Origin of the sequence: Pararhizobium polonicum (genome assembly GCF_001687365.1) — a bacterium.
In the GTDB taxonomy this organism is placed as follows: Bacteria; Pseudomonadota; Alphaproteobacteria; order Rhizobiales; family Rhizobiaceae; genus Pararhizobium; species Pararhizobium polonicum.
This window is the reverse complement of sequence record NZ_LGLV01000007.1, coordinates 224622-247822: the sequence shown is the minus strand read 5'-3', so window position 1 is coordinate 247822 and position 23201 is coordinate 224622. Positions and strand designations below refer to the sequence as shown.

General features: G+C 61.5%; 20 protein-coding genes, 1 tRNA gene and 1 pseudogene. 13 read left to right on the top strand and 9 right to left on the bottom strand.

The genetic code is table 11. The annotated features are described in order from the left end of the window. The first annotated feature begins 67 nt into the window (after window positions 1-67). Window positions 68-1069 (top strand): bile acid:sodium symporter family protein, encoded by a 1002-nt coding sequence (locus tag ADU59_RS12045; RefSeq protein ID WP_068954361.1) that lies wholly within the window; start codon window positions 68-70, stop codon window positions 1067-1069. Between the two features lie 19 nt (window positions 1070-1088). Here ADU59_RS12045 and ADU59_RS12040 read toward each other — a convergent pair whose 3' ends face one another. Together ADU59_RS12040 and ADU59_RS12035 are read right to left on the bottom strand one after the other, a co-directional pair. Then, window positions 1089-1943: a dienelactone hydrolase family protein gene (locus ADU59_RS12040; RefSeq protein ID WP_244506411.1), complete on the bottom strand. Its 855-nt coding sequence runs from the start codon at window positions 1941-1943 to the stop codon at window positions 1089-1091. Window positions 1944-2268: 325 nt separating this feature from the next. Beyond that, on the bottom strand, window positions 2269-2745 hold the full coding sequence (locus ADU59_RS12035) for an Hsp20 family protein (protein ID WP_068954360.1): 477 nt from the start codon (window positions 2743-2745) through the stop codon (window positions 2269-2271). 32 nt (window positions 2746-2777) lie between these two features. Here ADU59_RS12035 and ADU59_RS30620 point away from each other — a divergent pair, with 32 nt between their 5' ends. Together ADU59_RS30620 and ADU59_RS12025 are read left to right on the top strand one after the other, a co-directional pair. Next, window positions 2778-2942 (top strand): hypothetical protein, encoded by a 165-nt coding sequence (locus tag ADU59_RS30620; RefSeq protein ID WP_158515718.1) that lies wholly within the window; start codon window positions 2778-2780, stop codon window positions 2940-2942. Window positions 2943-3269: 327 nt separating this feature from the next. Continuing rightward, window positions 3270-4247 (top strand): alpha/beta fold hydrolase, encoded by a 978-nt coding sequence (locus ADU59_RS12025; RefSeq protein ID WP_068954358.1) that lies wholly within the window; start codon window positions 3270-3272, stop codon window positions 4245-4247. A gap of 18 nt (window positions 4248-4265) precedes the next feature. Here the strand turns inward: ADU59_RS12025 and hisN are convergent, their stop codons facing one another. Together hisN and ADU59_RS12015 are read right to left on the bottom strand one after the other, a co-directional pair. Continuing rightward, entirely contained in the window at window positions 4266-5039 is a 774-nt protein-coding gene (gene hisN / locus ADU59_RS12020; RefSeq protein WP_068954357.1) for a histidinol-phosphatase, read from the bottom strand. A 385-nt stretch (window positions 5040-5424) separates the two neighbouring features. After that, entirely contained in the window at window positions 5425-6309 is an 885-nt protein-coding gene (locus ADU59_RS12015; protein ID WP_068954356.1) for an N-formylglutamate amidohydrolase, read from the bottom strand. Between the two features lie 193 nt (window positions 6310-6502). On the opposite strand from ADU59_RS12015, the gene cpdR1 reads away from it, so the two are divergent. Together cpdR1 and ADU59_RS12005 are read left to right on the top strand one after the other, a co-directional pair. Beyond that, a complete protein-coding gene (gene cpdR1, locus ADU59_RS12010; RefSeq protein WP_018327941.1) occupies window positions 6503-6865 on the top strand; it encodes a response regulator CpdR1 in 363 nt (120 codons plus the stop codon). Between the two features lie 95 nt (window positions 6866-6960). Beyond that, a tRNA-Val gene (locus ADU59_RS12005) sits at window positions 6961-7035 on the top strand. A gap of 92 nt (window positions 7036-7127) precedes the next feature. On the opposite strand, the gene ADU59_RS12000 is transcribed toward ADU59_RS12005, so the two are convergent. Together ADU59_RS12000 and ADU59_RS30615 are read right to left on the bottom strand one after the other, a co-directional pair. Continuing rightward, window positions 7128-7643, bottom strand: a complete 516-nt coding sequence (locus ADU59_RS12000; protein ID WP_068954355.1) for a hypothetical protein — start codon at window positions 7641-7643, stop codon at window positions 7128-7130. A gap of 165 nt (window positions 7644-7808) precedes the next feature. Further along, entirely contained in the window at window positions 7809-8447 is a 639-nt protein-coding gene (locus tag ADU59_RS30615) for a hypothetical protein (protein WP_068954354.1), read from the bottom strand. On the opposite strand from ADU59_RS30615, the gene ilvD reads away from it, so the two are divergent. Further along, window positions 8446-10290, top strand: a complete 1845-nt coding sequence (ilvD, locus tag ADU59_RS11990; protein WP_068954353.1) for a dihydroxy-acid dehydratase — start codon at window positions 8446-8448, stop codon at window positions 10288-10290. The two genes, ADU59_RS30615 and ilvD, sit on opposite strands and share 2 nt — an antisense overlap. Window positions 10291-10409: 119 nt before the next feature. Here ilvD and ADU59_RS11985 read toward each other — a convergent pair. The 3 genes and pseudogenes from ADU59_RS11985 to ADU59_RS11975 all read right to left on the bottom strand — a co-directional run bounded on the left by ADU59_RS11985 (window position 10410) and on the right by ADU59_RS11975 (window position 12338). Further along, a pseudogene (locus tag ADU59_RS11985) lies at window positions 10410-11086 on the bottom strand (class I SAM-dependent methyltransferase). Window positions 11087-11437: 351 nt separating this feature from the next. After that, complete coding sequence (locus ADU59_RS11980) at window positions 11438-11836, bottom strand: VOC family protein (RefSeq protein WP_068954352.1); 399 nt, start codon at window positions 11834-11836, stop codon at window positions 11438-11440. 58 nt (window positions 11837-11894) lie between these two features. After that, window positions 11895-12338: a MarR family winged helix-turn-helix transcriptional regulator gene (locus ADU59_RS11975; RefSeq protein ID WP_068954351.1), complete on the bottom strand. Its 444-nt coding sequence runs from the start codon at window positions 12336-12338 to the stop codon at window positions 11895-11897. A 75-nt stretch (window positions 12339-12413) separates the two neighbouring features. Between ADU59_RS11975 and ADU59_RS11970 the strand changes: the two genes are divergently transcribed. The 7 genes from ADU59_RS11970 (at window position 12414) to ADU59_RS11935 (ending at window position 22978) form a co-directional block, all read left to right on the top strand. Next, complete coding sequence (locus tag ADU59_RS11970; RefSeq protein ID WP_083198247.1) at window positions 12414-13142, top strand: DUF899 domain-containing protein; 729 nt, start codon at window positions 12414-12416, stop codon at window positions 13140-13142. A 44-nt stretch (window positions 13143-13186) separates the two neighbouring features. Then, entirely contained in the window at window positions 13187-13672 is a 486-nt protein-coding gene (locus ADU59_RS11965) for a DUF1579 domain-containing protein (protein WP_068954349.1), read from the top strand. A 48-nt stretch (window positions 13673-13720) separates the two neighbouring features. Further along, a complete protein-coding gene (locus ADU59_RS11960; RefSeq protein WP_068954348.1) occupies window positions 13721-14497 on the top strand; it encodes a VOC family protein in 777 nt (258 codons plus the stop codon). Window positions 14498-14874: 377 nt separating this feature from the next. Next, on the top strand, window positions 14875-18207 hold the full coding sequence (locus ADU59_RS11950; RefSeq protein ID WP_068954346.1) for a transglutaminase family protein: 3333 nt from the start codon (window positions 14875-14877) through the stop codon (window positions 18205-18207). A 7-nt stretch (window positions 18208-18214) separates the two neighbouring features. Then, on the top strand, window positions 18215-20629 hold the full coding sequence (locus ADU59_RS11945) for a circularly permuted type 2 ATP-grasp protein (RefSeq protein WP_068954345.1): 2415 nt from the start codon (window positions 18215-18217) through the stop codon (window positions 20627-20629). A 37-nt stretch (window positions 20630-20666) separates the two neighbouring features. Beyond that, window positions 20667-21545, top strand: a complete 879-nt coding sequence (locus ADU59_RS11940; RefSeq protein ID WP_068954344.1) for a transglutaminase family protein — start codon at window positions 20667-20669, stop codon at window positions 21543-21545. 245 nt (window positions 21546-21790) lie between these two features. Next, complete coding sequence (locus tag ADU59_RS11935; protein WP_244506410.1) at window positions 21791-22978, top strand: vWA domain-containing protein; 1188 nt, start codon at window positions 21791-21793, stop codon at window positions 22976-22978. The last annotated feature ends 223 nt before the right edge of the window (window positions 22979-23201 follow it).

Sequence of the window (23201 nt, the reverse complement as noted above, 5' to 3'; positions counted from 1 at the left end):
CTTGCATTCTATATCGCAATGACAATGATGTCATCATCCACTTCCTGTCAAAGTCCGGACGATCGACATGCGCCGCTTCCTGCCCGATACCTTCACCATCCTGCTCGTCTGCACGGTGATCCTTGCGTCCCTGCTGCCCATTTCCGGCCAACCGGCCGAATGGTTCGGTCTGGCGACGAAGATCGCCATCGGCCTGCTCTTCTTTCTGCACGGCGCCCGGCTGTCGCGCGATGTCGTGGTGGCGGGCCTGCTGCACTGGCGCCTTCATCTCTTCATTCTGGCGTCGACCTTCGTTCTCTTCCCCCTGCTCGGCCTGACCGCCGGGCTTCTGCCGGCCAGCCTGCTGCCGCCGGCGCTCTATACCGGCATTCTGTTCCTCTGCGTCCTGCCCTCGACCGTGCAATCGTCGATCGCCTTCACCTCGATGGCCGGCGGCAATGTTCCCGCAGCCATCTGCGCAGCCTCCGCGTCGAATATTTTCGGCATGTTCCTGACGCCGCTGCTCGTCGGGCTGCTGTTTGCCGCAGGCGGCCATGGCGGCGGCTTCACGCTTGATGCCTTCCTGCAGATCTTCCTGCAGCTGCTGGCCCCCTTCATCGCCGGCCAGCTGCTCCAGCCCTGGATCGGCAATTTCCTGCGCGCCCGCAAGAAGCTGCTGATGCCGGTCGATCGCGGCTCGATTCTGATGGTCGTCTATCTCGCCTTCAGCGAAGCGGTGAGCGAGGGCCTCTGGCATACGTTTTCGATCCGCGACATCGCGGTCGTCATCATTCTGGATATGGTGCTTCTCGCCGCCGTGCTCGTCGTCACGATGTACGGCAGCCGCATGCTCGGTTTTTCGAAGGAAGACGAAATCGCCATCACCTTCTGCGGCTCGAAAAAGAGCCTTGCCAGCGGCGTACCGATGGCCAACGTCATCTTCGCCGGCCAGAGCATCGGCAGCATCGTTTTGCCCCTGATGCTGTTCCACCAGATCCAGCTGATGGCCTGCGCCGTGATTGCCCAGAAATATGCCGAAAGAGGGCGTCAGCGCGCAGCGGAAGCTGCCTTGGCCACGCCCGCCCGCTAACGTCGCGACGGCCGATCCTTTAGGGGTTCCGCAACAACTGCGACACGAAAAAATCGGCGGCGCGCGTATGTGCCATGCGCGCCTGTCGTGCCGCCAGGTTCAGAAAGAAATCATGGGCTGCACCCTCGTAAATATCGAGGCTCGCCGGCCCGCCGAGACCCAGCGCCAATGTCTGCAGCTTTCTCCCGATCGACGGCGGAAAAATCGTGTCAGCACCACCCCAAATCAGAGAGAGCGGCGGCAGGGAACGCACGCGCTGGGGTTCATCGTTCGGGAACCCGCCGTCGACAAGCAATAGCGCGCCGATGTCGGCCCGATCGATCGATGCCGCGGCGGCAATTTGGGCACCCAGTGATATGCCGAGCACCCCGACCCTGCCCGCGTGGCGTGGCTGGCCATTGAGATAGGTTACCACCGCCCGAACGGTTGCGATCCAATCGGGCATCCGCTTGGCATAGTATTGGATCCGGCCACGCGCATTGCCCGCGCCGGCTATGGATTTCAAATCCGCCGGCGAAAGAACATGGACAAGATAGGTATCCAGGCCAGCCGCACGGAAGGTCCGCCCAATCTCCTCGTAAGCGGGTGCCCCAAACCCCTTGCTGCCGCTCAGGATCATGACGGCCGGGCGCGCCTTGCCCACCCCGTCCGTCAAACTCTCGACCAGAACGTCACCAGCGGGTGTCCGAACAATAATCTGTTCACGGCTCGCCGCCTGACCATCAGTACATAAGACAAGGAGAGAGAGTGCCAACGCGATGGCAAAAACGATACGCATGAAAGCCTGTATCCAGTGCTGCGAAAATCCGGACGAGGCCGTTATTCTTTTGGGGCGGAATACCGGCAGCATCGCAAAACAGACGTTTTGCGGCAATGGACATTCTCGCCATATCCGACAAAAACATTGCCAACGAAAAAATCTGCCCGTAGCAGTGGTATGCTCAAGCGCCGTTCATTCACGCTTTCATCAAGACCAAACGCTTAGTGGACGTCGGCGACATCGTGCTGCGTCCGACAGCACAGGATTAGCCGGATCATCGTCAAGACAGCGTGATATCTCGCTGACCTGCGACGGTGAAAATCGCTTTGAAAAAGCCGGCAATCGACGTTCAACACCCCGCCGGAACTCGCCTGTACCGGAAAAGAAAACGGCGCCCCTTCGGACGCCGTTCCTTCACCCTTCAATCAAGACCAAACGCTTAGTGGGCGCTGGCGTCGATCTGGGTCGCTTCGATCTGCTTTGCCTGCGACTGCGCAACGGTGATGCCGATCTTGCGCGGCTTGGCGGCTTCCGGGATCTCGCGAAGGAGATCGATATGAAGCAGGCCGTTCTTCAGCGAGGCAGACTGGATTTCCACATGATCGGCAAGCTGGAAGCGGCGCTCGAAAGCGCGCTTGGCGATGCCGCGATACAGGAACTGGCTGTCGGTCGGCTTGTCTTCGCTCTTCTCGCCCTTGACGGTCAGCGTGTGTTCGCGGGCTTCGATCGAAAGTTCGCTTTCGTCGAAACCGGCAACGGCCATGGTGATCCGGTAGGTGCTCTCGCCGGTCCGCTCGATATTGTAGGGCGGATAGGTCTGCGCCTGGTCCGGCTGGCCGAGACTGTCGAGCATGGTGAAGAGGCGGTCGAAACCGACGGTGGAACGGTAGAGTGGGGAAAAATCAACGTGACGCATGATGTCCTCTTGTGAGCAACTGGTGTGCGATCGTGGTGCTGTCATCCCGTCAGGCGGCGATGGCAAAACCGGTGAACGAGCCCGTCTTCGGCGCCCGTAACGATGAGATGGGAATTGTTTTTGCAGCCTTCAAGCCCCCGGCCGGCAAGTTCGAAGGCGTGGTGAAAGCGCGCCGGCCGCCGATAAACGCAGGATGAACAGCCGGTTCCGCATCCGTTCAGCTTCGCCGCGCTAAAACCGCAGCATCGGACGACAAGACAGGCAGCGGCGGTGAACGTCCCTTCTCCCGCAGGCTGCCCGCCTTGCACCGACCGACTGTCTCTGGCCGGAAACGATAACCAGTCCCCCATCGTTTCCGGCCTCTTTTTTCGCCCGGCCGGACCGCCTTGTCCCTGCCGATGGCGTGACCTGCACCGTTCCTTAATGGGTATGGATCAAGGATAGGCGTTCATAAATCCGGTGCATTGCCGGCGCACCCTGGATCGCCAGCGCACCCTAAAGACCCGCCGGACACGGACCTTGCCATGATGCCCATCCTTCACGCCACCCCGGACAACCCGATCCCCGGCAACCATACAGCCGGTTTCTTCGAGGGGGTCGATGGCAAGAAAATTCGCTATGCGATCTTCAAGTCGGATGCCCCCGTTGCCAAAGGCACCGTCGTGCTCCTGCAGGGGCGCAATGAATCGATCGAGAAATATGCCGAAACCATCGGCGAACTGACGGCGCGCGGATTGTGGGTGGCAACCTTCGACTGGCGCGGCCAGGCCGGCTCCGAACGCCTGCTGAGACACCCCCGCCGCGGCCATGTCCGCCGCTTTGCCGACTATGAGCGCGATCTTTCCATCTTCCTCGAAAAGATCGTGCTGCCCGATACCCGGCTGCCCTTCTTCATGCTCGCCCATTCGATGGGCGCCCTGATCGCGCTGTCGCAGGCACCGCTGCTGGCCAGCCGCATCGACCGGCTGGCGGTCGCAGCCCCTTTCGTCGCGCTCGGCGGCCAGAAGATCGGCCATGGCATGATCAGCTTTCTCGCCGCCGCCTTCAGCCTGTGCGGCCTCGGCGCGCTGCCGTTGATGCGCGACAGGGGCTCGCTGCCATTTTCGGAAAACCTTTTGACATCGGACGCCAAACGCTTTGCCCGCAACAAGGCCTTGATCGACACCCATCCCGACCTGGCGCTCGGGCCGCCCACCGCGCGCTGGCTGCATGAAACATTCAAGGCAATCAAGCGCGTTTCAAGCCGCGAACACCTGACGCAGATCCGCGTGCCGACCATTGTGCTGGCCCCGACACGGGACAGGCTGGTGCCGCATCTGGCGGTGGAAACCCTGGCCCGCAATTTCCGCGCCGGCCACATGATCCCGATCGATGGCGCACGCCACGAACTGCTGCAGGAGGCAGACCACTACCGCGCCCAGGCGATCGCCGCGATCGAGGCGTTCATCCCCGGCAGCACCGTGGATGTGCCGATGATGGAGAACGAGGACCTGTCGGCCTGACACGTCGCTCTCCGGCGCTCAGCCCTTCAGGATGGCCAGCGCCTGCGCGTGGATTTCCGGGCTGCCGGCCGCGATGATTTCGCCACCCATTTCCGCCGGGCCGCCATTCCAGTCGGTGACGATGCCGCCAGCCTGCTCGATCAGCGGAATGAGCCCGCCGACATCATAGGGCTTCAACCCGCATTCGATGACCAGGTCGATATGACCGGAGGCAAGCAGCGCGAAGGCATAGCAGTCGCAGCCGTAGCGGGCGAGCTGCACCTTGCTCTGCACGGCTTCGAAACGGGTCTTGATATCGCCGGTGTAAAGATGCGGCGAGGTGGTGAACAGGATCGCCTGGCTGAGATCGGCGCAGGGCCGCGTCGCGATCACCTTGTTTCCGCCCGGCCCGCGATAATGCGCGGCCTTGCCGTCGGCAAAATAGCGCTCGCCGGTAAAGGGCTGGTCCATCAGCCCCATCACCGCCTCGCCCTTGTGATACAGGCCGATCAGCGTGCCCCAAACCGGCAGGCCGGAAATGAAGGCGCGGGTCCCGTCGATCGGATCGATCACCCAGACATAATCCCGATCGAGCCCGACATTGCCGAACTCTTCACCGAGAATGCCATGGTCGGGAAAATGCGCCTCGATCAAAGCCCGGATCGCCGCTTCCGCCGCGCGGTCGCCCTCGGTCACCGGATCGAAACCGGCGGCCTCCTTGTTGGCGACGCTGATGCCGGTGCGGAAGCGCGGCAGGGTTTCGGCCTTGGCCGCATCGGCAAGGCGGTCGAAAAATTCACGGTCCGGCAGCATGAAACCTCACGAAAATCGGGAAATGGAAGGTTGAATGTGCTTATGGCACATTTTTTTGAAAAAGAAGTCTTTGGTAGAAAAATCCCGAAAAATCGGACGGATTCGCCGCCGCAAAAGCGGTCTCGCGCCGGATTCTCGAAGAACGTGCCTCAAAAATGGGGAAACGGGGCAAAACCGCGCATTTCTCGATGTTTCCATGACAGCGCGCTTTGGCGCACTGCACCAATTGTGGCCAAATTCGGCTTGACAATTGTGCGCTGCAATATTAGCTTTTTACCTACAGTCACTTGTGGCTGTAAATACCCTCCTTGGGTGTTTCCTCCCTAGACTTAGCCGCGCCACAAGCGCGGTTTTTTTTGTCATCATGTCAGGGAAAGCGCCGGCTTCATTCGGCCGCAAGCGAGGAATTCGTCACGTATTTTTCCACATGCGCCGCCAGCCCGCCGAGAAACACAGCAATGGCCTGCGACAGCGTGGTAAAATCCGGCTTCTTGCGCAGCGTCGTCTCATCGACATAGAGGCCGCGATTGATCTCGATCTGCAGCGCATGCAGCCCGCGCGCCGGGCGGCCGTAATGCTCGGTGATGAAGCCGCCCGCATAGGGCTTGTTGCGGGCGACGGAGAAACCGAGATCCTCCAGCAGCGACACGGCTGCGCGCGACAGATCGGCCGAGGCGCTGGTGCCGTAGCGGTCGCCGATGATGAAATCCGGCCGCTGGCCGCTGCCCGCCAGGCGGACATTGCCGGGCATGGAATGGCAATCGATCAGCACCGCCAGCCCGAACTGGACATGGGTGCGGGCGATCAGCCGCCGCAGGCAGGCGTGATACGGTTTGTAGATGGTTTCGATCCGCTCCAGCGCCTCTGCGACCGGAACCCGGCCGCGATAGATTTCCATGTTCTCCGCTACCAGCCGCGGCACCGTGCCGAGACCGCCGGCAACCCGCAGGGAGCTGATATTGGCATGCGGCGGCAGCGGCCCGTCGAACATGCGCGGATCGAGCTCATAGGGCTCGCGGTTGACATCGAGAAAGGCGCGCGGGAAATGCGCCAGCAGCAGCGGCGCGCCGAGATCCGTCACGGAATGGAACAGTTCATCGACGAAATGGTCTTCCGAGCGGCGGATCGACAGATCGTCCAGCCGCGACTGGTCCAGGAAGGATTGCGCGTAGATCCGGCCGCTGTGGGGGGAATTGAAGACAAAGGGAATGCGCTGCATTTCCGGCTCGCGAACTTCGAACTGTTCGGTTTCGCTGACGTTCTGCGTCATCGCAGCCCTTTTTTACCATGTCATGATCTTGATGCTTCGTGTATGTTGCCAGCAGGCAGCAATCATGTCCATAGTCGTTTCCTGCCTGTGAACGGGGATTGACCTCATGTCTTCACCGGATATTTACCCAACTGCGGTTTCATGACGTTACCGCAATTCCCGACATCGACATAAGGTGCAACGGCTTTAATCCATGAGTCCAAAAATTCTCCTCGCCGAAGACGATAACGACATGCGCCGATTCCTGGTGAAAGCCCTGGAAAAGGCCGGTTACAAGGTATTGTCCTTCGACAATGGCGCCAGCGCCTATGACCGGCTGCGCGAAGAACCATTTTCGCTCCTCCTCACCGACATCGTCATGCCGGAAATGGACGGTATCGAGCTCGCCCGCCGCGCAACCGAACTCGATCCGGACCTCAAGGTGATGTTCATCACCGGCTTTGCAGCCGTGGCGCTCAATCCTGATTCGAAAGCCCCGAAGGACGCAAAGGTCCTCTCCAAGCCGTTCCATCTGCGTGATCTTGTGGACGAAGTGAACAAGATGCTGGCCGCATAGGCTGCGCCGCAAGGGCCGCGAAACTTCCTGTCAAAAAGCCGAAAAAAGCCTATTGACGCTCCAAGGGGTTTGTGGTCTATGCGCCGACATCGGATGGGCGTGTAGCTCAGCGGGAGAGCACTACGTTGACATCGTAGGGGTCACAGGTTCAATCCCTGTCACGCCCACCATCCAGTTTATAAAGGCCTTTCGAGCAATCGAGAGGCCTTTTTCGTTTCAACCTTGCCGCAGCACCGCTGGTATCTCTCCGGGCTCGACCGTTTCAAGCCGGGCTCTTCGGTGCCGCCGCCTTGGCTTCCTGAACGGCTGCAAAAAACTCTTGCGTTTCTCTTCCGGTCGCGTCGTCGAAAGACTTTCTCAGGGCCGCAAGCTGAGCCTTCCACTCGTCGGTGCCAACGGTCAATCCGATCCGCGCATACCGGTATTTCTCTCGCTCGCGCTTGATCGTCGCCTTGACCATGTAGCAAGTGGCCCAGCGCTGTTCGAATCTGAAGATTCGACGGATTCCCTCAATCAACGCAAGCACGAAGGTGATCGAAACACCGGCGACATTCAGCTGAACCTTCGATAGCCCGAATATCCCGCCTTCAATGCCCGAGCCCGCTACCACCAGTGGTGCGAGCGTACTCAGCGCCATCACGCTGACGGAAGTAATCCGTTGCCAGAGCTGGTTCCTTCTCGTGTGCTTCGCGTAATATTCAACAGCTCCGGCGATTTCATCCAATAACTTGCTTTCCCGCCAAAGCCATTCCTTGGTTACGTCATTTTCGATTGCCATCGTCGTCCCCTATCATCCAAAGAAACTAAGGAAAAATATCACCACGGGGTGCACCTTCTCCCAGGCCCCATCCTGAGGGGTTTGCGCCCAACATCATTTGGCCGACACACCCGAAATCTCTCAACGCCAGCAGTAGATCTGCGGCAACCTCCGCCTGACCAAGGATCACTCCCCATGCACGAACCCCGCTACGACCTCCGCCAGGAAAAGAACGGCACATGGACCGTTCTTGATGTCATCACCCGCCTGCCCGCCGCATCGGACGGACGCGACCTGACCGGACTTGATCGAAACGATGCCCGGGATATCGCGGATGCCCTGAACCGGGATGACCGCGCCGGGCGCAAAAGTCCGCTGGTGTAGGCCCCTCTGGCGGAGAAAGAGCCCTCCCCGTTGCCGGAGAGGGGATTTGAACAATGAATAGGTGATGAAATTGCCGGATTGCAAAGTGTCCGGCACCGGCAATAGAGGATGAAACGCCGGATCGCGCATCCCCCAATTGGGGTAGGCGGCGCTGTTCCTCTTCGAAATCAATCGGTTGAAGGCGAAATTCCGCCGGGCCAGCGCCCCGAACACGGCACGCCGGACCGGCAACGCGATTTTCCCCGCGGCTGTCGCAGCCAAACCCGGGCCATTTCTCCGCGCGGGCAAGCATGCCCCGGATATCGCCGCCGCTGAAAAAACACGAAATTTTGTTACGAAAATCGTGACGCGGGCGCAGTTTTGCGCTAGGAACCGCTGCAATTGTGGCCCCTGATCCCTATATCTGCCGTTCACCCAGACAAGTTCAAGGAAGACGTCCATGCCTGCCTATCGCTCTCGCACCACCACCCACGGCCGCAACATGGCCGGCGCTCGCGGCCTGTGGCGCGCGACGGGCATGAAGGACGGCGATTTCGGCAAGCCGATTATCGCGGTGGTCAATTCGTTCACGCAGTTCGTGCCGGGCCATGTCCACCTCAAGGACCTTGGCCAGCTGGTGGCGCGCGAGATCGAAGCCAACGGCGGCGTCGCCAAGGAATTCAACACCATCGCCGTCGATGACGGCATCGCCATGGGCCATGACGGCATGCTCTATTCGCTGCCGTCGCGCGAAATCATTGCCGACTCGGTCGAGTACATGGTCAACGCCCACTGCGCCGATGCGATGGTCTGCATTTCCAACTGCGACAAGATCACCCCCGGCATGCTGATGGCCTCGCTGCGCCTCAACATTCCGACGATCTTCGTCTCCGGCGGCCCGATGGAAGCCGGCAAGGTGCTCTTGTCGGACGGCAAGATCCATGCGCTCGATCTGGTCGATGCCATGGTCGCCGCCGCCGATGACACGATGTCCGACGAGGACGTCAAGACCATCGAACGTTCCGCCTGCCCGACCTGCGGCTCCTGCTCCGGCATGTTCACCGCCAATTCGATGAACTGTCTGACCGAAGCCCTCGGCCTGTCCCTGCCCGGCAACGGCTCGACGCTGGCCACCCATTCCGATCGCGAAAAGCTGTTTCTGGAAGCCGGCCGCCGCATCGTCGGTCTGGCCAAGCGCTATTACGAACAGGACGACGAAACCGCCCTGCCGCGCACCATCGCCTCCAAGGGCGCCTTCGAGAACGCCATGGCGCTCGACATCGCCATGGGCGGCTCGACCAACACCGTGCTGCACATTCTCGCCGCCGCCCATGAAGGCGAAATCGATTTCAATCTGGACGACATCGACCGGCTGTCGCGCAGGGTTCCGTGCCTTTCCAAGGTCGCGCCCGCCAAGGCCGACGTGCATATGGAAGACGTGCACCGCGCCGGCGGCATCATGGCGATCCTCGGCGAACTGAACCGGGCCGGCCTGCTCAATGCCGACCTGCCGACCGTGCATGCCAAGACGCTCGGCGACGCCCTGTCGCAATGGGATATTGCCGTCACCGACAATCCGGCAGCGCTCGAACTGTTCAGCGCGGCTCCCGGCGGCGTACCGACACAGGTCGCCTTCAGCCAGAGCGCCCGCTGGAAGGAGCTAGACCTCGACCGCGAAAAGGGCGTCATCCGCGATGCCCAGCATCCGTTCTCGAAAGATGGCGGCCTGGCCGTCCTCAAGGGCAATATCGCCATCAACGGCTGCATCGTGAAAACGGCCGGTGTGGATGAATCGATCCTGAAATTCTCCGGCCCCGCCCGCGTCTTCGAAAGCCAGGATTCCTCGGTCAAGGCGATCCTTGCCAACGAGGTCAAGGCCGGCGACGTCGTCGTCATCCGCTATGAAGGCCCCAAGGGCGGACCGGGGATGCAGGAAATGCTCTATCCGACCAGCTACCTGAAATCGAAGGGCCTCGGCAAGGCCTGCGCGCTGATCACCGACGGCCGCTTCTCCGGCGGCACGTCCGGTCTGTCCATCGGTCACGTCTCGCCGGAAGCCGCCAATGGCGGCCTGATCGGCATCGTGCGCGAAGGCGACATGATCGACATCGACATCCCCAACCGGACGATCTCGCTGCGCGTCAGCGAAGCCGAAATCGCCACCCGCCGCGCCGAACAGGACGCCAAGGGCTGGAAGCCCACCGAATTGCGCAAGCGCAAGGTGACGACAGCGCTGAAGGCCTACGCCGCCTTCGCCACCTCGGCAGACCGTGGCGCGGTGCGCGATCTGGGCGATCTCGGCTAAAAAGCGCCGCCGAGGCTCTTGACCATGACCGGGGAGCCCCCCTCGGTCATGCCACGCTGCCGCAAGCGCATTCCAGCTGGAAATATTGCCGGCACCCGAAATCTTCGGGCCAGCTGTCGCTATTTGCGCGCGGAAACCAGCAGGAACATCGGCCGTTCCCGCTCATCGGCCCATTCCGGATGGGCGGCAACCTGTTGCCGCGACGGCCCCCATTCCTCCACATGCAGCAGGGTAAAGCCGAGGCCGATCAGGATGTTGAGCAATGTGCCGATCGTCCGGTGCTGCTTGACCACGCCCTTGGCCAGCCAGTCCGTGGTGCGCGGACCTTCGTCCAGCCCGGATGTGCCGGCGCCATGTAGATCGGATGCTCGGTGGAAAACACCAGATGTCCGCCCGCAACGAGCGCGGCATGAACCCGCGTCAGCAGTGCGTCGAGATCCTTGATGTAGTGAAAGGCGAGCGAACTGTAGACGAGATCGAAGGAGGCTTCCGGCAGTTCGAGCACCTCAAGATCGGCCTTCGCATAGTCTATCGCCGCATCCGACGTTGCCCGCGCCCGCGCCAGCATGTTGTCCGAGACATCGAAGCCAAGCACTTGGGCCGCCCCCTGCTCCCGGGCAAAACGGCAGAACCAGCCGAAACCGCAGCCGAGATCGGCGACGCGTTTGCCCTTCAGATCGGGCAGCAGCGCCCGGATCGACGCCCATTCCGCCGCGCCGTCCAGCCCCTCGACCGAGCGGCCGAGCTGGCTGTAGCCTTCGAAGAAGTCCGGGTTGTCATAGATGTTCTGGGTCACTCTTCACCACTTCTGCGCCGTCTGCGGATAGATACCAATATGCTCAGCTCCGACATGGCAGCCATTTGTGACGAGATTTACGGAATTTCACAAAAATGGAAAGAAGCCCAAAAGGAGAGCGATGGAATTTGGCACGCCTCCAACTTCCGTCATCCTCGCCCTTGTGGCGGGGATCCAGCCACGGCGCGTCCGCGCCGTGAAAGGACCATTTCAACCGGAGCAGTCAGTGAGTTTTGCGCGCCGTGGACACGGCGCACTGGATCCCCGGGACAAGCCCGAGGATGACGGCGGGGGGATTTACCAAATCAATCTCAAGCCACGTTGTCGTCAACCTGAAAGGCCAATCCACCGTCAACCCGCCGCCTGCTGCTCCATATAGGCCAGTTCCCAGACATGACCGTCGGGATCCTGAAAGCTGCAGCCATACATGAAGCCGTAATCCATCACCGGCCGCCATTCCTTGCCGCCGGAGGCCAGCGCCTTGGCGAGCGTCTCGTCAACCTCGGCCCGGCTCGACGCCGACAGGCAGGTCAGCACTTCCGTCGTTTTCGAGGTATCGGCGATCTCATCGATGATGAAGTCCTTGAAGCGCGCCTCCTCCAGCAGCATGACGAAAATGTTCTCCTCGACGATCATGCACAGCGTATTGTCGCTGGAATAATCGGGGTTGAAGCTGAAGCCCAACCCGCTGAAAAACGCCCTGGATCGTCCGATCTCCTTGACCGGCAGGTTCACAAAAATCATCCGCATGGACAGTCTCCTCTCTGGTTATGCGATTTTCCGCCTCCTCCGGCGGATGAGGCAAGCGTCAGGCAAGCGCCTGAAGATCGGCGCACAGCCGCTCCGGTCGGCCGCCCAAGGCGTCACCGACCTCGGCATGCGTGCGCGTCCAGATCGGCATCGCTCTGGCCAGCAGGGCATGCCCGGCCGGCGTCAGTTTCATCCGCCGCAGGCGCCGGTCCGTGGCATCCGTTGCCGTTTCCAGCAGCCCCCGTTTTTCGAGCGGCTTGAGCGCCGCTGTCAGCGTTGTGCGGTCCATGGCGAGCAGATGGGCAACCGGCCCCATGCCCGGCGGCTCCGGCCTGTTGAGCGAAAGCAGCAGCGAAAACTGCCCGTTGGTCAGCTCGACCGGCCGCAGCGCCTCATCGAATTTCCGCGCCAGCGCCCGCGCCGCGCGCTGCACATGAAGGCACAGGCATGTGTCGCGCACATGAAGGGTGGTCTCGAAGGGAATCACGACAGGCTTTGACATTGTGCAATAATGTTGATATCAACCTATTTAGTCAAGCGGAACGAAACGCGATTTTCTGAGGAGGAAAGAACGATGTTGAGCAATCCGGTTGTATCCCGAGAAGAATGGCTCGAAGCCCGCAGGGCGCTGCTCGCGACGGAGAAGGAGGAAACCCGCCTGCGCGACAAGATCCGCGCCGAACGGCTGAAGCTGCCCTGGGTCAAGGTCGACAAGACCTACACGTTCGACACGCCGGCGGGTAAAAAGACCCTGGCCGACCTGTTCGACGGCCGCAGCCAGCTGATGATCTACCATTTCATGTTCGGCCCCGACTGGGAGGCCGGCTGCCCCGGCTGCTCTTTCCTGTCCGATCATATCGACGGCACGCTTGCCCATCTCAACCATCATGACGTGACCTATGTCACGGTGTCCCGCGCGCCGCTCGACAAGATCGAGGCCTACAAGAAGCGCATGGGCTGGAAATTCCCCTGGGTGTCGTCCTTTGGCAGCGATTTCAACTTCGACTACCACGTGTCCTTCACCAGGGAGGAGCTGGAGAGCGGCAAGGTCTTCTACAATTTCCGCGACATATCCGGCGATCAGGCCAATGACGAGCTGCCGGGCATGAGCGCCTTCATCCGCGACGAGGCCGGCAATGTCTATCACACCTATTCCGACTACGCCCGCGGCGGCGAGGAAATCCTCACCACGCTGATGATCCTCGACCGGGCCCCGAAAGGCCGCAATGAAACGTCAACATTGAGCTTCGTGAAGCGCCATGACGAATATGAGGAGCCATCCCCGGCGCATTCCTGCTGCGCATGACCCTGCCCTGCCGATAGAAACGCGCAAAAGAGGAGAACGGCGCGATGAAAGCGGATCTTGTCGAGGAACATCGCTGGCTGCAACAGCTGGCGGGCCGGTGGCGCGTGACATTCGACCCGCCGGGCGAAAGCGAAAAACAGGCTCACGCAGCATGGGAAGACAAAACCCGCTCGCTCGGTGGCGCCTGGATCGTCTCCGAAATGACCGGCACCATGCCGGATGGCAGCGCGGCGACGAATATCCTGACACTTGGCTACGACCCCGCCCGGAAACGCTATGTCGGCTCTTTCGCCAGCTCCGTCATGACCCACCTCTGGGTCTATGAAGGCATGCTCGACGATACCGGCAAAGTGCTGACGCTCGACTGCGAAGGCCCCGATTTCGCAAATCCCGGAAGGACCGCGCGCTATCAGGACATCATCACCATCAAGGACGGGGATTCCCGGAATTTCTCGTCCCGCATCCGGAATGCCGATGGCACCTGGAAGCCTGTCATGTCCAGCGACTACAAACGCATACCGGCAGCCTGACCGCCGGTCTTTCCGGCCCGGCCCAAAACAACCAGGAGGAGACCAACAATGAGCGACAAACACGGCGCGTTCGTCTGGTACGAACTGATGACCACCGATACCACGGCAGCGGCAGCATTCTACGATGACGTGGTCGGCTGGACCTCCGCCGATTCCGGCATGCCCGGCGCCAACTACACGCTGTTCAAGACCGACGGCGTGCGCATCGCCGGCCTGATGACGATACCGGACAATGCGCTGAAGATGGGCATCCCGCCCGCCTGGCTCGGTTATGTCGGCGTCGATGATGTCGATGCGGCAGCCGGGAAGATCGGCGAGCTTGGCGGTACGGTGCACCGCCAGCCGGAGGATATTCCCGGCATCGGCCGCTTCGCTGTCGTCGCCGATCCGCACGGCGCGGTGTTTGCCCTGTTCAAGGGCGATGGCAGTGACGACATGCCGGAGATCGCACAGAACGCCAATGGAAATATCGGCTGGCACGAACTGATGGCCGGCGATCTCGCCACCGATCTCCCCTTCTACCAGGAGATGTTCGGCTGGAAGAAGGACGAAGGCATTGATATGGGCGAGATGGGCACCTACCAGCTCTTCGCCCACAATGGCGCGCAGATCGGCGGCATGATGACCAAACCCGCCGCCATTCCCGCTCCACCCTACTGGGGCTTTTATTTCAACGTCGAGGCCCTCGACGCGTCAATCGCACGGGCAACGGCCAAGGGCGGCAAGGTCGTCAACGGCCCGATGGAAGTCCCCGGCGGCGCCTGGGTGGTCAACTGCGTCGATCCGCAGGGCGCCTATTTCAATCTGGTGTCGATGAAACGGTAATGTCCTTATCACCCGAATGTCCGTGTCACAGCCGCTGACGCGGACATTTCCATGTCCACGATGGCGCTTGCGGTCAGGGAGAGGTCGCCGATATCGGAAAGGACAGTGCAGGATATGCCATCTTCGGACGCACAGATGACCAAGCCGCCCGATCCGGAATGGGTTCCATCAGAAAACGTTTCCTGAAGGTGCTCGATATAAGACTGCAATGCCAAGGCATCGGGCTCGCTCCTCACATCCGGATCGAGAAGCCGATCCCGGCGACGCTCCACTCACAGGAAATGAATCTTCCCGTCAAGAATTGCGCCTTGCAATCTTTCTTCGCATTGCACAAAGTCTTTTCAAGGGTGGCACAGACCCACCGTCGAGGGGACCGAATGGCGATCAAGGCAAGCATCTATCACCTGACGCATTACACATATGACAAGCCGGTGCGGCTCGGCCCACAGATCATCCGGCTGAAACCGGCGGCCCACTCCAAGACCAAGGTGATCAGCCACTCGCTCAAGGTGACGCCGGAAAATCACTTCGTCACGCTGCAGCAGGATCCCTACGGCAACTATCTCTCGCGCTATGTTTTTCCCGACCCGGTCACCGAGCTGAAGATCGAGGTCGATCTCATCGCCGACATGACGGTCTACAATCCTTTCGACTTCTTCATCGAGGAAGAAGCCGAGATGTTCCCGTTCACCTATCCGGAAGACATCCGCGACGACCTGAAGATCTACATGCAGCCGGAGCCGATGAGCCCCGCGCTTGCCGACTACATCGCCTCCGTCGACCTGACACCGATGCGCACCATCGACTTCATCGTCGGCCTCAACGCGCGCCTGCAGCAGAAGGTCAATTACGTCATCCGCATGGAGCCGGGCGTCCAGACGCCGGAAGAGACGCTGCAGCTGGCGCTCGGCTCCTGCCGCGATTCCAGCTGGCTGCTCGTGCAGATCCTGCGCAATCTTGGGCTGGCCGCCCGCTTCGTCTCCGGCTACCTCATCCAGCTTGCGCCGGATCTCAAGGCGCTCGACGGTCCCTCCGGCACCGAGGTCGATTTCACCGATCTGCATGCTTGGTGCGAGGTCTATATTCCCGGCGCCGGCTGGGTCGGGCTCGATCCGACCTCGGGCCTACTCACTGGCGAAAGCCACATTCCGCTGGCCGCCACGCCGCACTACCGCAATGCCGCGCCGATCTCCGGCGGCCTCTATGGCGATGCCAACACCACCTTCGACTTCGCCATGACGGTGAGCCGCGTCGCCGAACACCCGCGTATCACCAAGCCGTTTTCGGAGGAAAGCTGGCAGGCGCTGAATGCGCTCGGCGAGCATGTCGACACGGTGCTGAACGGTGCTGACGTGCGCCTCACCATGGGCGGCGAGCCGACCTTCGTCTCCATCGACGATTTCGAATCGGAGGAATGGAACACCGGCGCCGTCGGCCCGACCAAGCGCGACAAGGCCGACGAGCTGATCCGGCGCCTGCGCGAACGCTTCGCCCCCGGCGGCTTCCTGCATTACGGCCAGGGCAAGTGGTATCCCGGCGAAAGCCTGCCGCGCTGGACCTTCTCGCTCTACTGGCGCAAGGACGGCAAGCCGATCTGGCACGATCCGGCGCTGATTGCCGCCGAGGGACAGGACACCAAGGTCACCGCCAAGGAGGCCGAAGCGCTGATCAGCGGCATTGCCGCCGAGCTTGAGATCGAACCGGAGATGGTGATCCCGGCCTTCGAGGATCCGGCCGAATGGATCATCAAGGAAGGCAGCCTGCCGGAAAATGTCGACCCCGCCAATTCCAAGCTGGAAAGCCCGGAAGAGCGCGCCCGCATCGCCAAGGTGTTCGAGCGCGGCCTGACGACGCCGACCGGCTATATTCTTCCCGTCCAGGCCTGGAACTCCAAAGCCGAGGGTCAGAAATGGATTTCGGAGAAATGGCGCACGCGCCGCGGCAAGATCTTCCTGATCCCCGGCGACAGCCCGATCGGCTTCCGCATGCCGCTCGGCACCCTGCCTTACGTGCCGCCCTCGGAATATCCCTACATCCACCCGGAAGATCCGTCGATCGATCGCGAGCCTCTTCCGGATTACGGAACGCCGGCAAGGGCGCTGGCCGAAGCCTCCCGCAAGGTGGCCACTGAGGCCCGGCAGAAGCGCGCTGAACAGGTACTGGAAGCGGCAAATGCCGATATCCGTGGCGCCGTGCGCACCGCCATGAGCGTCGAACCGCGCGATGGCCGTCTCTGCGTCTTCATGCCGCCGGTCGAGCGCATCGAGGACTATCTGGAGCTGATCGCCGCCGCGGAAAAGGCTGCCGCCGATCTCGGCCTGCCGATCCATATCGAGGGCTATTCGCCGCCGCAGGACGAGCGCATCAACGTCATGCGCGTCGCCCCCGATCCCGGCGTCATCGAGGTCAACATCCATCCGGCGTCCAACTGGGCCGATTGCGTCGCCATCACCACGGCGATCTACGAGGAAGCCCGCCTGACAAGGCTGGGCGCCGACAAGTTCATGATCGACGGCCGCCACACCGGCACCGGCGGCGGCAACCATGTGGTTGTTGGCGGCAACAATCCCAACAACAGCCCGTTCCTGCGCCGGCCGGACCTGCTCAAAAGCCTGATCCTGCACTGGCAGCGGCATCCGTCGCTGTCCTATCTCTTCTCGGGCATGTTCATCGGCCCGACCAGCCAGGCGCCACGCATCGACGAAGCCCGGCACGACACGCTCTACGAACTCGAAATCGCCATGGCGCAGGTGCCCGTGCCCGGCATGGCGCAGCAGCCGCTGCCGTGGATGGTCGATCGCCTCTTCCGCAATCTCCTGACCGACGTCACCGGCAACACCCACCGCGCCGAAATCTGCATCGACAAGCTGTTTTCGCCGGACGGCCCGACCGGGCGGCTCGGCCTTGTCGAATTCCGCGGCTTCGAGATGCCGCCGAACGCCCGCATGAGCCTTGCCCAGCAGGTGCTGGTGCGCGCCCTCATCGCCCGCTTCTGGCAGAACCCGGCCGAAGGCAGGCTCGTGCGCTGGGGCACCGCCCTGCATGACCGCTTCATGCTGCCGCACTACGTCTGGCAGGATTTCCTCGATGTGCTCGGCGATCTCCGCGCCAACGGCTTTGATCTCAGGCCCGAATGGTTCGAGGCTCAGCTGGAGTTCCGCTTCCCCTTCTGCGGCGAGGTCGAATATCTCGGCGCCAAGCTGGAAATCCGCCAGGCGCTGGAGCCATGGCATGTGATGGGCGAGGAAGGCGCGCCCGGCGGCACCGTGCGTTATGTCGACAGTTCCGTCGAACGGCTGCAGGTGAAGCTGGAAACCGCCAATCCCGAACGCTACACCGTTGCCTGCAACGGCCGGGCGCTGCCGCTGACCAAAACCGGCTTCAACGGCGTGTCCGTTGCCGGCGTCCGCTACAAGGCGTGGCAGCCGGTATCGGGCCTGCACCCGACTTTGCCGGTTAACACCCCGCTTACATTCGACATTTATGATACATGGTCGAAACGTTCGATCGGCGGCTGCATATATCATGTTGCCCACCCGGGCGGACGCAGTTACGACACATTTCCGGTGAACGGCAACGAGGCCGAAGCCCGCAGGTTGGCGCGTTTCGAGCCGTGGGGTCACACGGCCGGCGCCTATGCGCTGATGCCGGAAACTCCATCAGCAGAATTTCCCCTGACGCTCGATTTGCGGCGTCCGGCAGGAGTGTAGGGTATTAATGTCCAAGAAGCAGACGGCGGAAGTAACACGCAGCGAAAACCGGATCGGCAGCGATCCGGTTTTTGGCTATCGTGCGCTTCCCGGCATTGCCGATGAAATGCTCGACACGAACGGCAATGTCCGGCCGGTCTGGCAGAATTTTCTCGCCTCCATCGGCCGCATGGACGAAACCGAGCTGTCCAACCGCTTCGCCCGCGCCGACCGTTATCTGCGCGATGCCGGGGTGTTTTACCGGGCCTATGGCACCAAGGAAAATTCGGAGCGCAGCTGGCCGCTTTCCCATGTTCCGGTCCTGATCGATGATGTGGAGTGGCAGGCCGTCTCGAAAGGCCTGACCCAGCGCGCCGAACTTTTGGAGCGCATGGCGGCCGATATCTACGGCCCCAACCGGCTGGTCGCCGAAGGCTTCCTGCCGCCGTCGCTGGTGGCCGGCAATCCGGAATTCCTGCGTCCGATGGTCGGCGTTCTTCCCGCCGACGGCCATTTCCTGCATTTCTGTTCCTTCGAGATCGGCCGTGGGCCGGATGGCAACTGGTGGGTGCTGTCGGACCGCACCGAGGCGCCATCGGGCGCCGGTTTCGCGCTCGAAAACCGGGTGGCAACGACGCGCGCCTTTTCCGATCTCTATGCCGAAACCCATGTCCATCGTCTGGCCGGCTTTTTTGGCGCCTTCCGCGACGAACTGCAATCGCGCAAGAAACATCCCGACGACCGCATCGCCGTGCTGACGCCCGGCGTTGCCAACGAAACCTATTTCGAACACGCCTATATCGCCCGCTATCTCGGCTTCATGCTGCTCGAGGGCGAGGACCTGACCGTCATCGACGGCCGGGTGATGGTGCGCACCGTTGCCGGCCTCAAACCCGTCGGCGTGCTCTGGCGCCGCCTCGATGCCGCCTTTGCCGATCCGCTGGAGCTCAACCAGAGTTCGCATATCGGCACACCCGGCATTGTCGAGGCGCTGCGCTCCGGCTCCGTTTCGATCGTCAATTCGCTTGGCTCCGGCATTCTCGAAACCCGCGCCTTCCTCGCCTTCACGCCGACCATCTGTCGTCATCTGTTGGGCGAGGACCCGCTGCTGCCGAGCATCGCCACCTGGTGGTGCGGCCAGCAGCCGGAGCGCGATCAGGTCGCCCGCAACATCGAAAAGATGGTGATCGGCCCAGCCTATTCCACCCGCCCCTTCTTCGACGACAACGGCCAGTCGATCCTCGGTTCCTCGCTGCGCGACAATGCCAAGGTCTCGGCCGCCGAATGGCTGCAGGCAGACGGCCCCAAGCTCGTCGGGCAGGAAGTCGTCACGCTCTCCACCACGCCAGCCTGGGTCAACGGCAAGCTGACGCCGCGGCCGATGAGCCTGCGCGTCTACGTTGCCCGCACCCGCGACGGCTGGCAGGTGATGCCCGGCGGCTTTGCCCGCATCGGCTCCGGCGCTGACGCAGCCGCCATCGCCATGCAGGCCGGCGGTTCGGCCGCCGACGTCTGGATCGTCAGCCAGAAGCCTGTCGAGCAGATGACGCTTCTGCCGGCCGAGGAAAGTTTTATCCGCATCATGCCCGGCAGCCTGCCGAGCCGGGCGGCCGACAACCTCTTCTGGCTCGGCCGTTATATCGAGCGGGCGGAAGGCGCATTGCGCATCCTGCGCGCCTGGCACGGCCGCTATGCCGAAACCGCCAATACCGAAATGCCGCTGTTGAAGGATATCACCGACTATCTGGCCGGGCTCGATATCGATACCAAGCAGCCGGTGCCCGACAGCCTGATGGCCAATATCAACAGCGCCCTGTTTTCGGCCAGCAACATCCGCGACCGCTTCTCCGCCGATGGCTGGCTGGCGCTCAACGACCTCGCCAAGACCGCGCGCAAATTCCAGTCGACGGTTCAGGCCGGCGACGACGCCACCCATGCGATGACCATCCTCTTGCGCAAGCTCGCCGGCTTTGCCGGTCTGGTGCATGAAAACATGTACCGCTTCACCGGCTGGCGCTTCCTGTCGATCGGCCGCTATCTGGAGCGCGGCCTGCACATGACCCGGCTGCTCGGCCATATGTCCGGCGAGGACGCACCGGACGGCGCCTATGACATGCTGCTTGAAATCGGCGACAGCGTCATGACCCACCGCCGCCGCTACAACGTCAATACCGCGGCGCTGACGGTCACCGACCTGCTGGCGCTCGATCCGCTCAACCCGCGCTCGATCCTCTACCAGCTGAACGAGATCAAGACCGAGGTCGAGCAACTGCCGAACGCCTTCTCCAATGGCCAGATGTCGCCCTTCTACCGTGAAGCCATGAAACTCCATGCCGGTCTCGCGGTGATGACCCCGGAAGCCATGAACGCATCGGTCTACAACCATCTGGAACAGGAACTGGGGCGCTTCTCCGACATCCTCGCGCAAACCTATCTCGGATAGGATATGACAGCCCTCACGCGCCGGATTTGAGAAGCCCATGCTCTACGACATCAATCTGCGGATCACCTATACCTACGAAGCCCCGGTTTCCGGCGGCCGGCATGTCGTGCGCGTGCTTCCCCTCTCGCTGCCGGACCGCCAGCGGCTGGTGGCCGGCACCGTCACCTGCACGCCGGCACCCGAGGAGCGCCGCGACAGCGTCGATTTCTTCGCCAATCCCGCCACCTCGATCCTGTTTCGCAAGCAGCATGAAAAGCTGGTGATCCGCATGCAGGCGCGCGTCCAGCTCGAGCCCCAGCCGCTGACCGCCGATTTTTCGCCCGATCTCGCCGGCTTTCCGGCCGAGCTTGCCAGCGTCTGGTCGCTCGATGCCAATTCGCCGCATCATTTCCTCGGTGCCAGCCCGCGCCTGCCCGACGATCCCGCGATTGCTTCCTATGCCCGCGGCATCGCCAAACCCGGCATGACGGTCCGCCAGATCGCCACCGCCATCTGCGCCGAGATCCACAAGGATTTCGTCTACGATCCGAAGGCAACCACCGTCGACACCACGCCGCGCGAGGCCTTCAAGCTGAAACGCGGCGTCTGCCAGGATTTCACCCACGTGATGATCACCGCCCTGCGCAGCCTCGGCATCCCCGCCGGTTACGTCAGCGGCTTCTTGCGCACCATCCCGCCACCGGGCAAGGAGCGCCTCGAAGGCGCCGATGCCATGCATGCCTGGGTGCGGTTCTGGTGCGGAACCGCCTCCGGCTGGCTCGAACTCGACCCGACCAACAATATTTTTGCAGGATTGGATCATATTGTCGTCGGCCATGGCCGCGACTACAGCGATGTCGCCCCCGTCATCGGTGTCCTGAAAAGCTACGGATCGCACAAGACCGAACAGGCCGTCGACGTCATTCCGTTGAAGTGACCCAAAACGGGAACGTCCGCCGTCCCCTTTCCGCACACCGGAGCAGCCTCAACAGCCTGCATTTGCGGGATCGTTAAAATTATCATCAATTTCAACTTCCACGATCAACCCGACCGTAACACTTACCGGATAAAGGTCGCTCCATTGAAAATCACGTCTGTTTTGTGTGGGGAAAAATGGCAAAGCGTTCACTTCTTCTGCAGTCCTGTTCAAAATTTACTGGCGACCGCCGCGGCAATTTCGGCATGATGACGGCACTGTTGCTGCCGGTCCTGCTCGCCTCGGGCGGCGTCGCGATAGACCTGACCAATATGATGATGGCCAAGAACCATCTGCAGGACGCCACCGATGCGGCAGCACTCGCCGCGTCCTCGGCTCTTGCAAACCAGACATCGACCCAGGCGCAGGCCAAGCTGATGGCCAAGGACTTCGTCAAGGCCCAGATGCAGAACTGGAAGTCGTCCAGCATGACTCCGGAAGAGCTGGCCGCTTTTAACGAGGCTTTTTCCGCCACGGTCGTTGATATCGAGGAACAAACGGTCACGGTCGGCATGGGAAATAGCAAGACCTACAATGTCCAGGTCTCGTCGAGCTTCAGCGTCCCGCTCAATTCCATGACCCAGCTGCTCGGCATGAAACAAACCACGATCGGCACGACCAGCAAGTCAATCGGTGCCACCGAAGCGAAGAATGCGCTCTCGATGTTCCTGGTTCTCGATCGCTCCGGCTCGATGGCGTGGAAGACCAACGCAATCGATACCACCAGCAAATCCTGCTATACCTATCAGGAAAGCGACTGGCCCAGGGCCACGTGGAGCACACCTTGCTACGTGGCGAAGATCACGTCGCTCAAACTCGCCGTCGGCAATCTGCTTGCCCAGTTGAAGACCGCCGATCCGGACTCCAAATACGTCCGGACCGCGAGCGTGTCGTACAGCAGCCAAAAGGACAACACCGGTGCCCTCGCGTGGGGCACGGCATCAGCCCTGAGCTATGTCAATTTGCTTACCGCAGAGGGTGGCACGGATTCGAGCGGCGCATTCAAGGCCGCCCTTGCTGCACTGACACTGCCAAAGACGGATAAAAGCTCGGAAGAAAAACTCCACGAGGCAAAGAACGGCCAAACCGACCCGAAAAAATACATCGTTTTCATGACCGACGGCGAAAACAACTTTTACGGCGGCAAACAAGGCACCGGCAACGACACGAAGTCCGATAATGATACGAAGTTGGCTTGTGAATCGGCCCGGACCAATAAGATCGAGGTCTTCACCGTCGCCTTCATGGCGCCGACACGCGGCCAGACCCTTCTGAGATATTGCGCAACCGATGCCAGCCATTATTTCCAAGCGGAAAACAGTGCCGCCCTTATCTCCGCCTTCAAGACGATCGGTGAAAAAGCATCCAACTTGACCGTTCGACTGACACAGTAAGACGGAAGAAACGCACAGTAACGAGCCCGCCCGAAACATCGAGGCGGGCTTTTTTGCGTGTTATCGCCGCCCCCACCAGAACATCGGCGCGCAGACGTCCGGCAATTCGCAAGCCGTTTCGAAGACGCGGCCGGATCAATTTTCATCTTATTGAAAACGCTATTGCAAGCGCTTCGTATCGGTGCATAAATCGCTTATATGCCCCGTTGGTGTCCGCCTCCGG

What these genes read in the sequence shown, in the direction of transcription:
- ilvD (WP_068954353.1), top strand. Translation starts at nt 8,446, where the DNA reads ATGCCTGCCTATCGCTCTCGCACCACCACCCACGGCCGCAACATGGCC.
- ADU59_RS12015 (WP_068954356.1), bottom strand. Translation starts at nt 6,309, where the DNA reads ATGACGCAGAACGTCAGCGAAACCGAACAGTTCGAAGTTCGCGAGCCG.
- ADU59_RS11950 (WP_068954346.1), top strand. Translation starts at nt 14,875, where the DNA reads ATGGCGATCAAGGCAAGCATCTATCACCTGACGCATTACACATATGAC.
- ADU59_RS11960 (WP_068954348.1), top strand. Translation starts at nt 13,721, where the DNA reads ATGAGCGACAAACACGGCGCGTTCGTCTGGTACGAACTGATGACCACC.
- ADU59_RS11935 (WP_244506410.1), top strand. Translation starts at nt 21,791, where the DNA reads ATGATGACGGCACTGTTGCTGCCGGTCCTGCTCGCCTCGGGCGGCGTC.
- ADU59_RS11945 (WP_068954345.1), top strand. Translation starts at nt 18,215, where the DNA reads ATGTCCAAGAAGCAGACGGCGGAAGTAACACGCAGCGAAAACCGGATC.
- ADU59_RS11980 (WP_068954352.1), bottom strand. Translation starts at nt 11,836, where the DNA reads ATGCGGATGATTTTTGTGAACCTGCCGGTCAAGGAGATCGGACGATCC.
- ADU59_RS12025 (WP_068954358.1), top strand. Translation starts at nt 3,270, where the DNA reads ATGATGCCCATCCTTCACGCCACCCCGGACAACCCGATCCCCGGCAAC.
- hisN (WP_068954357.1), bottom strand. Translation starts at nt 5,039, where the DNA reads ATGCTGCCGGACCGTGAATTTTTCGACCGCCTTGCCGATGCGGCCAAG.
- ADU59_RS12045 (WP_068954361.1), top strand. Translation starts at nt 68, where the DNA reads ATGCGCCGCTTCCTGCCCGATACCTTCACCATCCTGCTCGTCTGCACG.
- ADU59_RS11965 (WP_068954349.1), top strand. Translation starts at nt 13,187, where the DNA reads ATGAAAGCGGATCTTGTCGAGGAACATCGCTGGCTGCAACAGCTGGCG.
- ADU59_RS12000 (WP_068954355.1), bottom strand. Translation starts at nt 7,643, where the DNA reads ATGGCAATCGAAAATGACGTAACCAAGGAATGGCTTTGGCGGGAAAGC.
- ADU59_RS12035 (WP_068954360.1), bottom strand. Translation starts at nt 2,745, where the DNA reads ATGCGTCACGTTGATTTTTCCCCACTCTACCGTTCCACCGTCGGTTTC.
- ADU59_RS11975 (WP_068954351.1), bottom strand. Translation starts at nt 12,338, where the DNA reads ATGTCAAAGCCTGTCGTGATTCCCTTCGAGACCACCCTTCATGTGCGC.
- cpdR1 (WP_018327941.1), top strand. Translation starts at nt 6,503, where the DNA reads ATGAGTCCAAAAATTCTCCTCGCCGAAGACGATAACGACATGCGCCGA.
- ADU59_RS30615 (WP_068954354.1), bottom strand. Translation starts at nt 8,447, where the DNA reads ATGGACGTCTTCCTTGAACTTGTCTGGGTGAACGGCAGATATAGGGAT.
- ADU59_RS11940 (WP_068954344.1), top strand. Translation starts at nt 20,667, where the DNA reads ATGCTCTACGACATCAATCTGCGGATCACCTATACCTACGAAGCCCCG.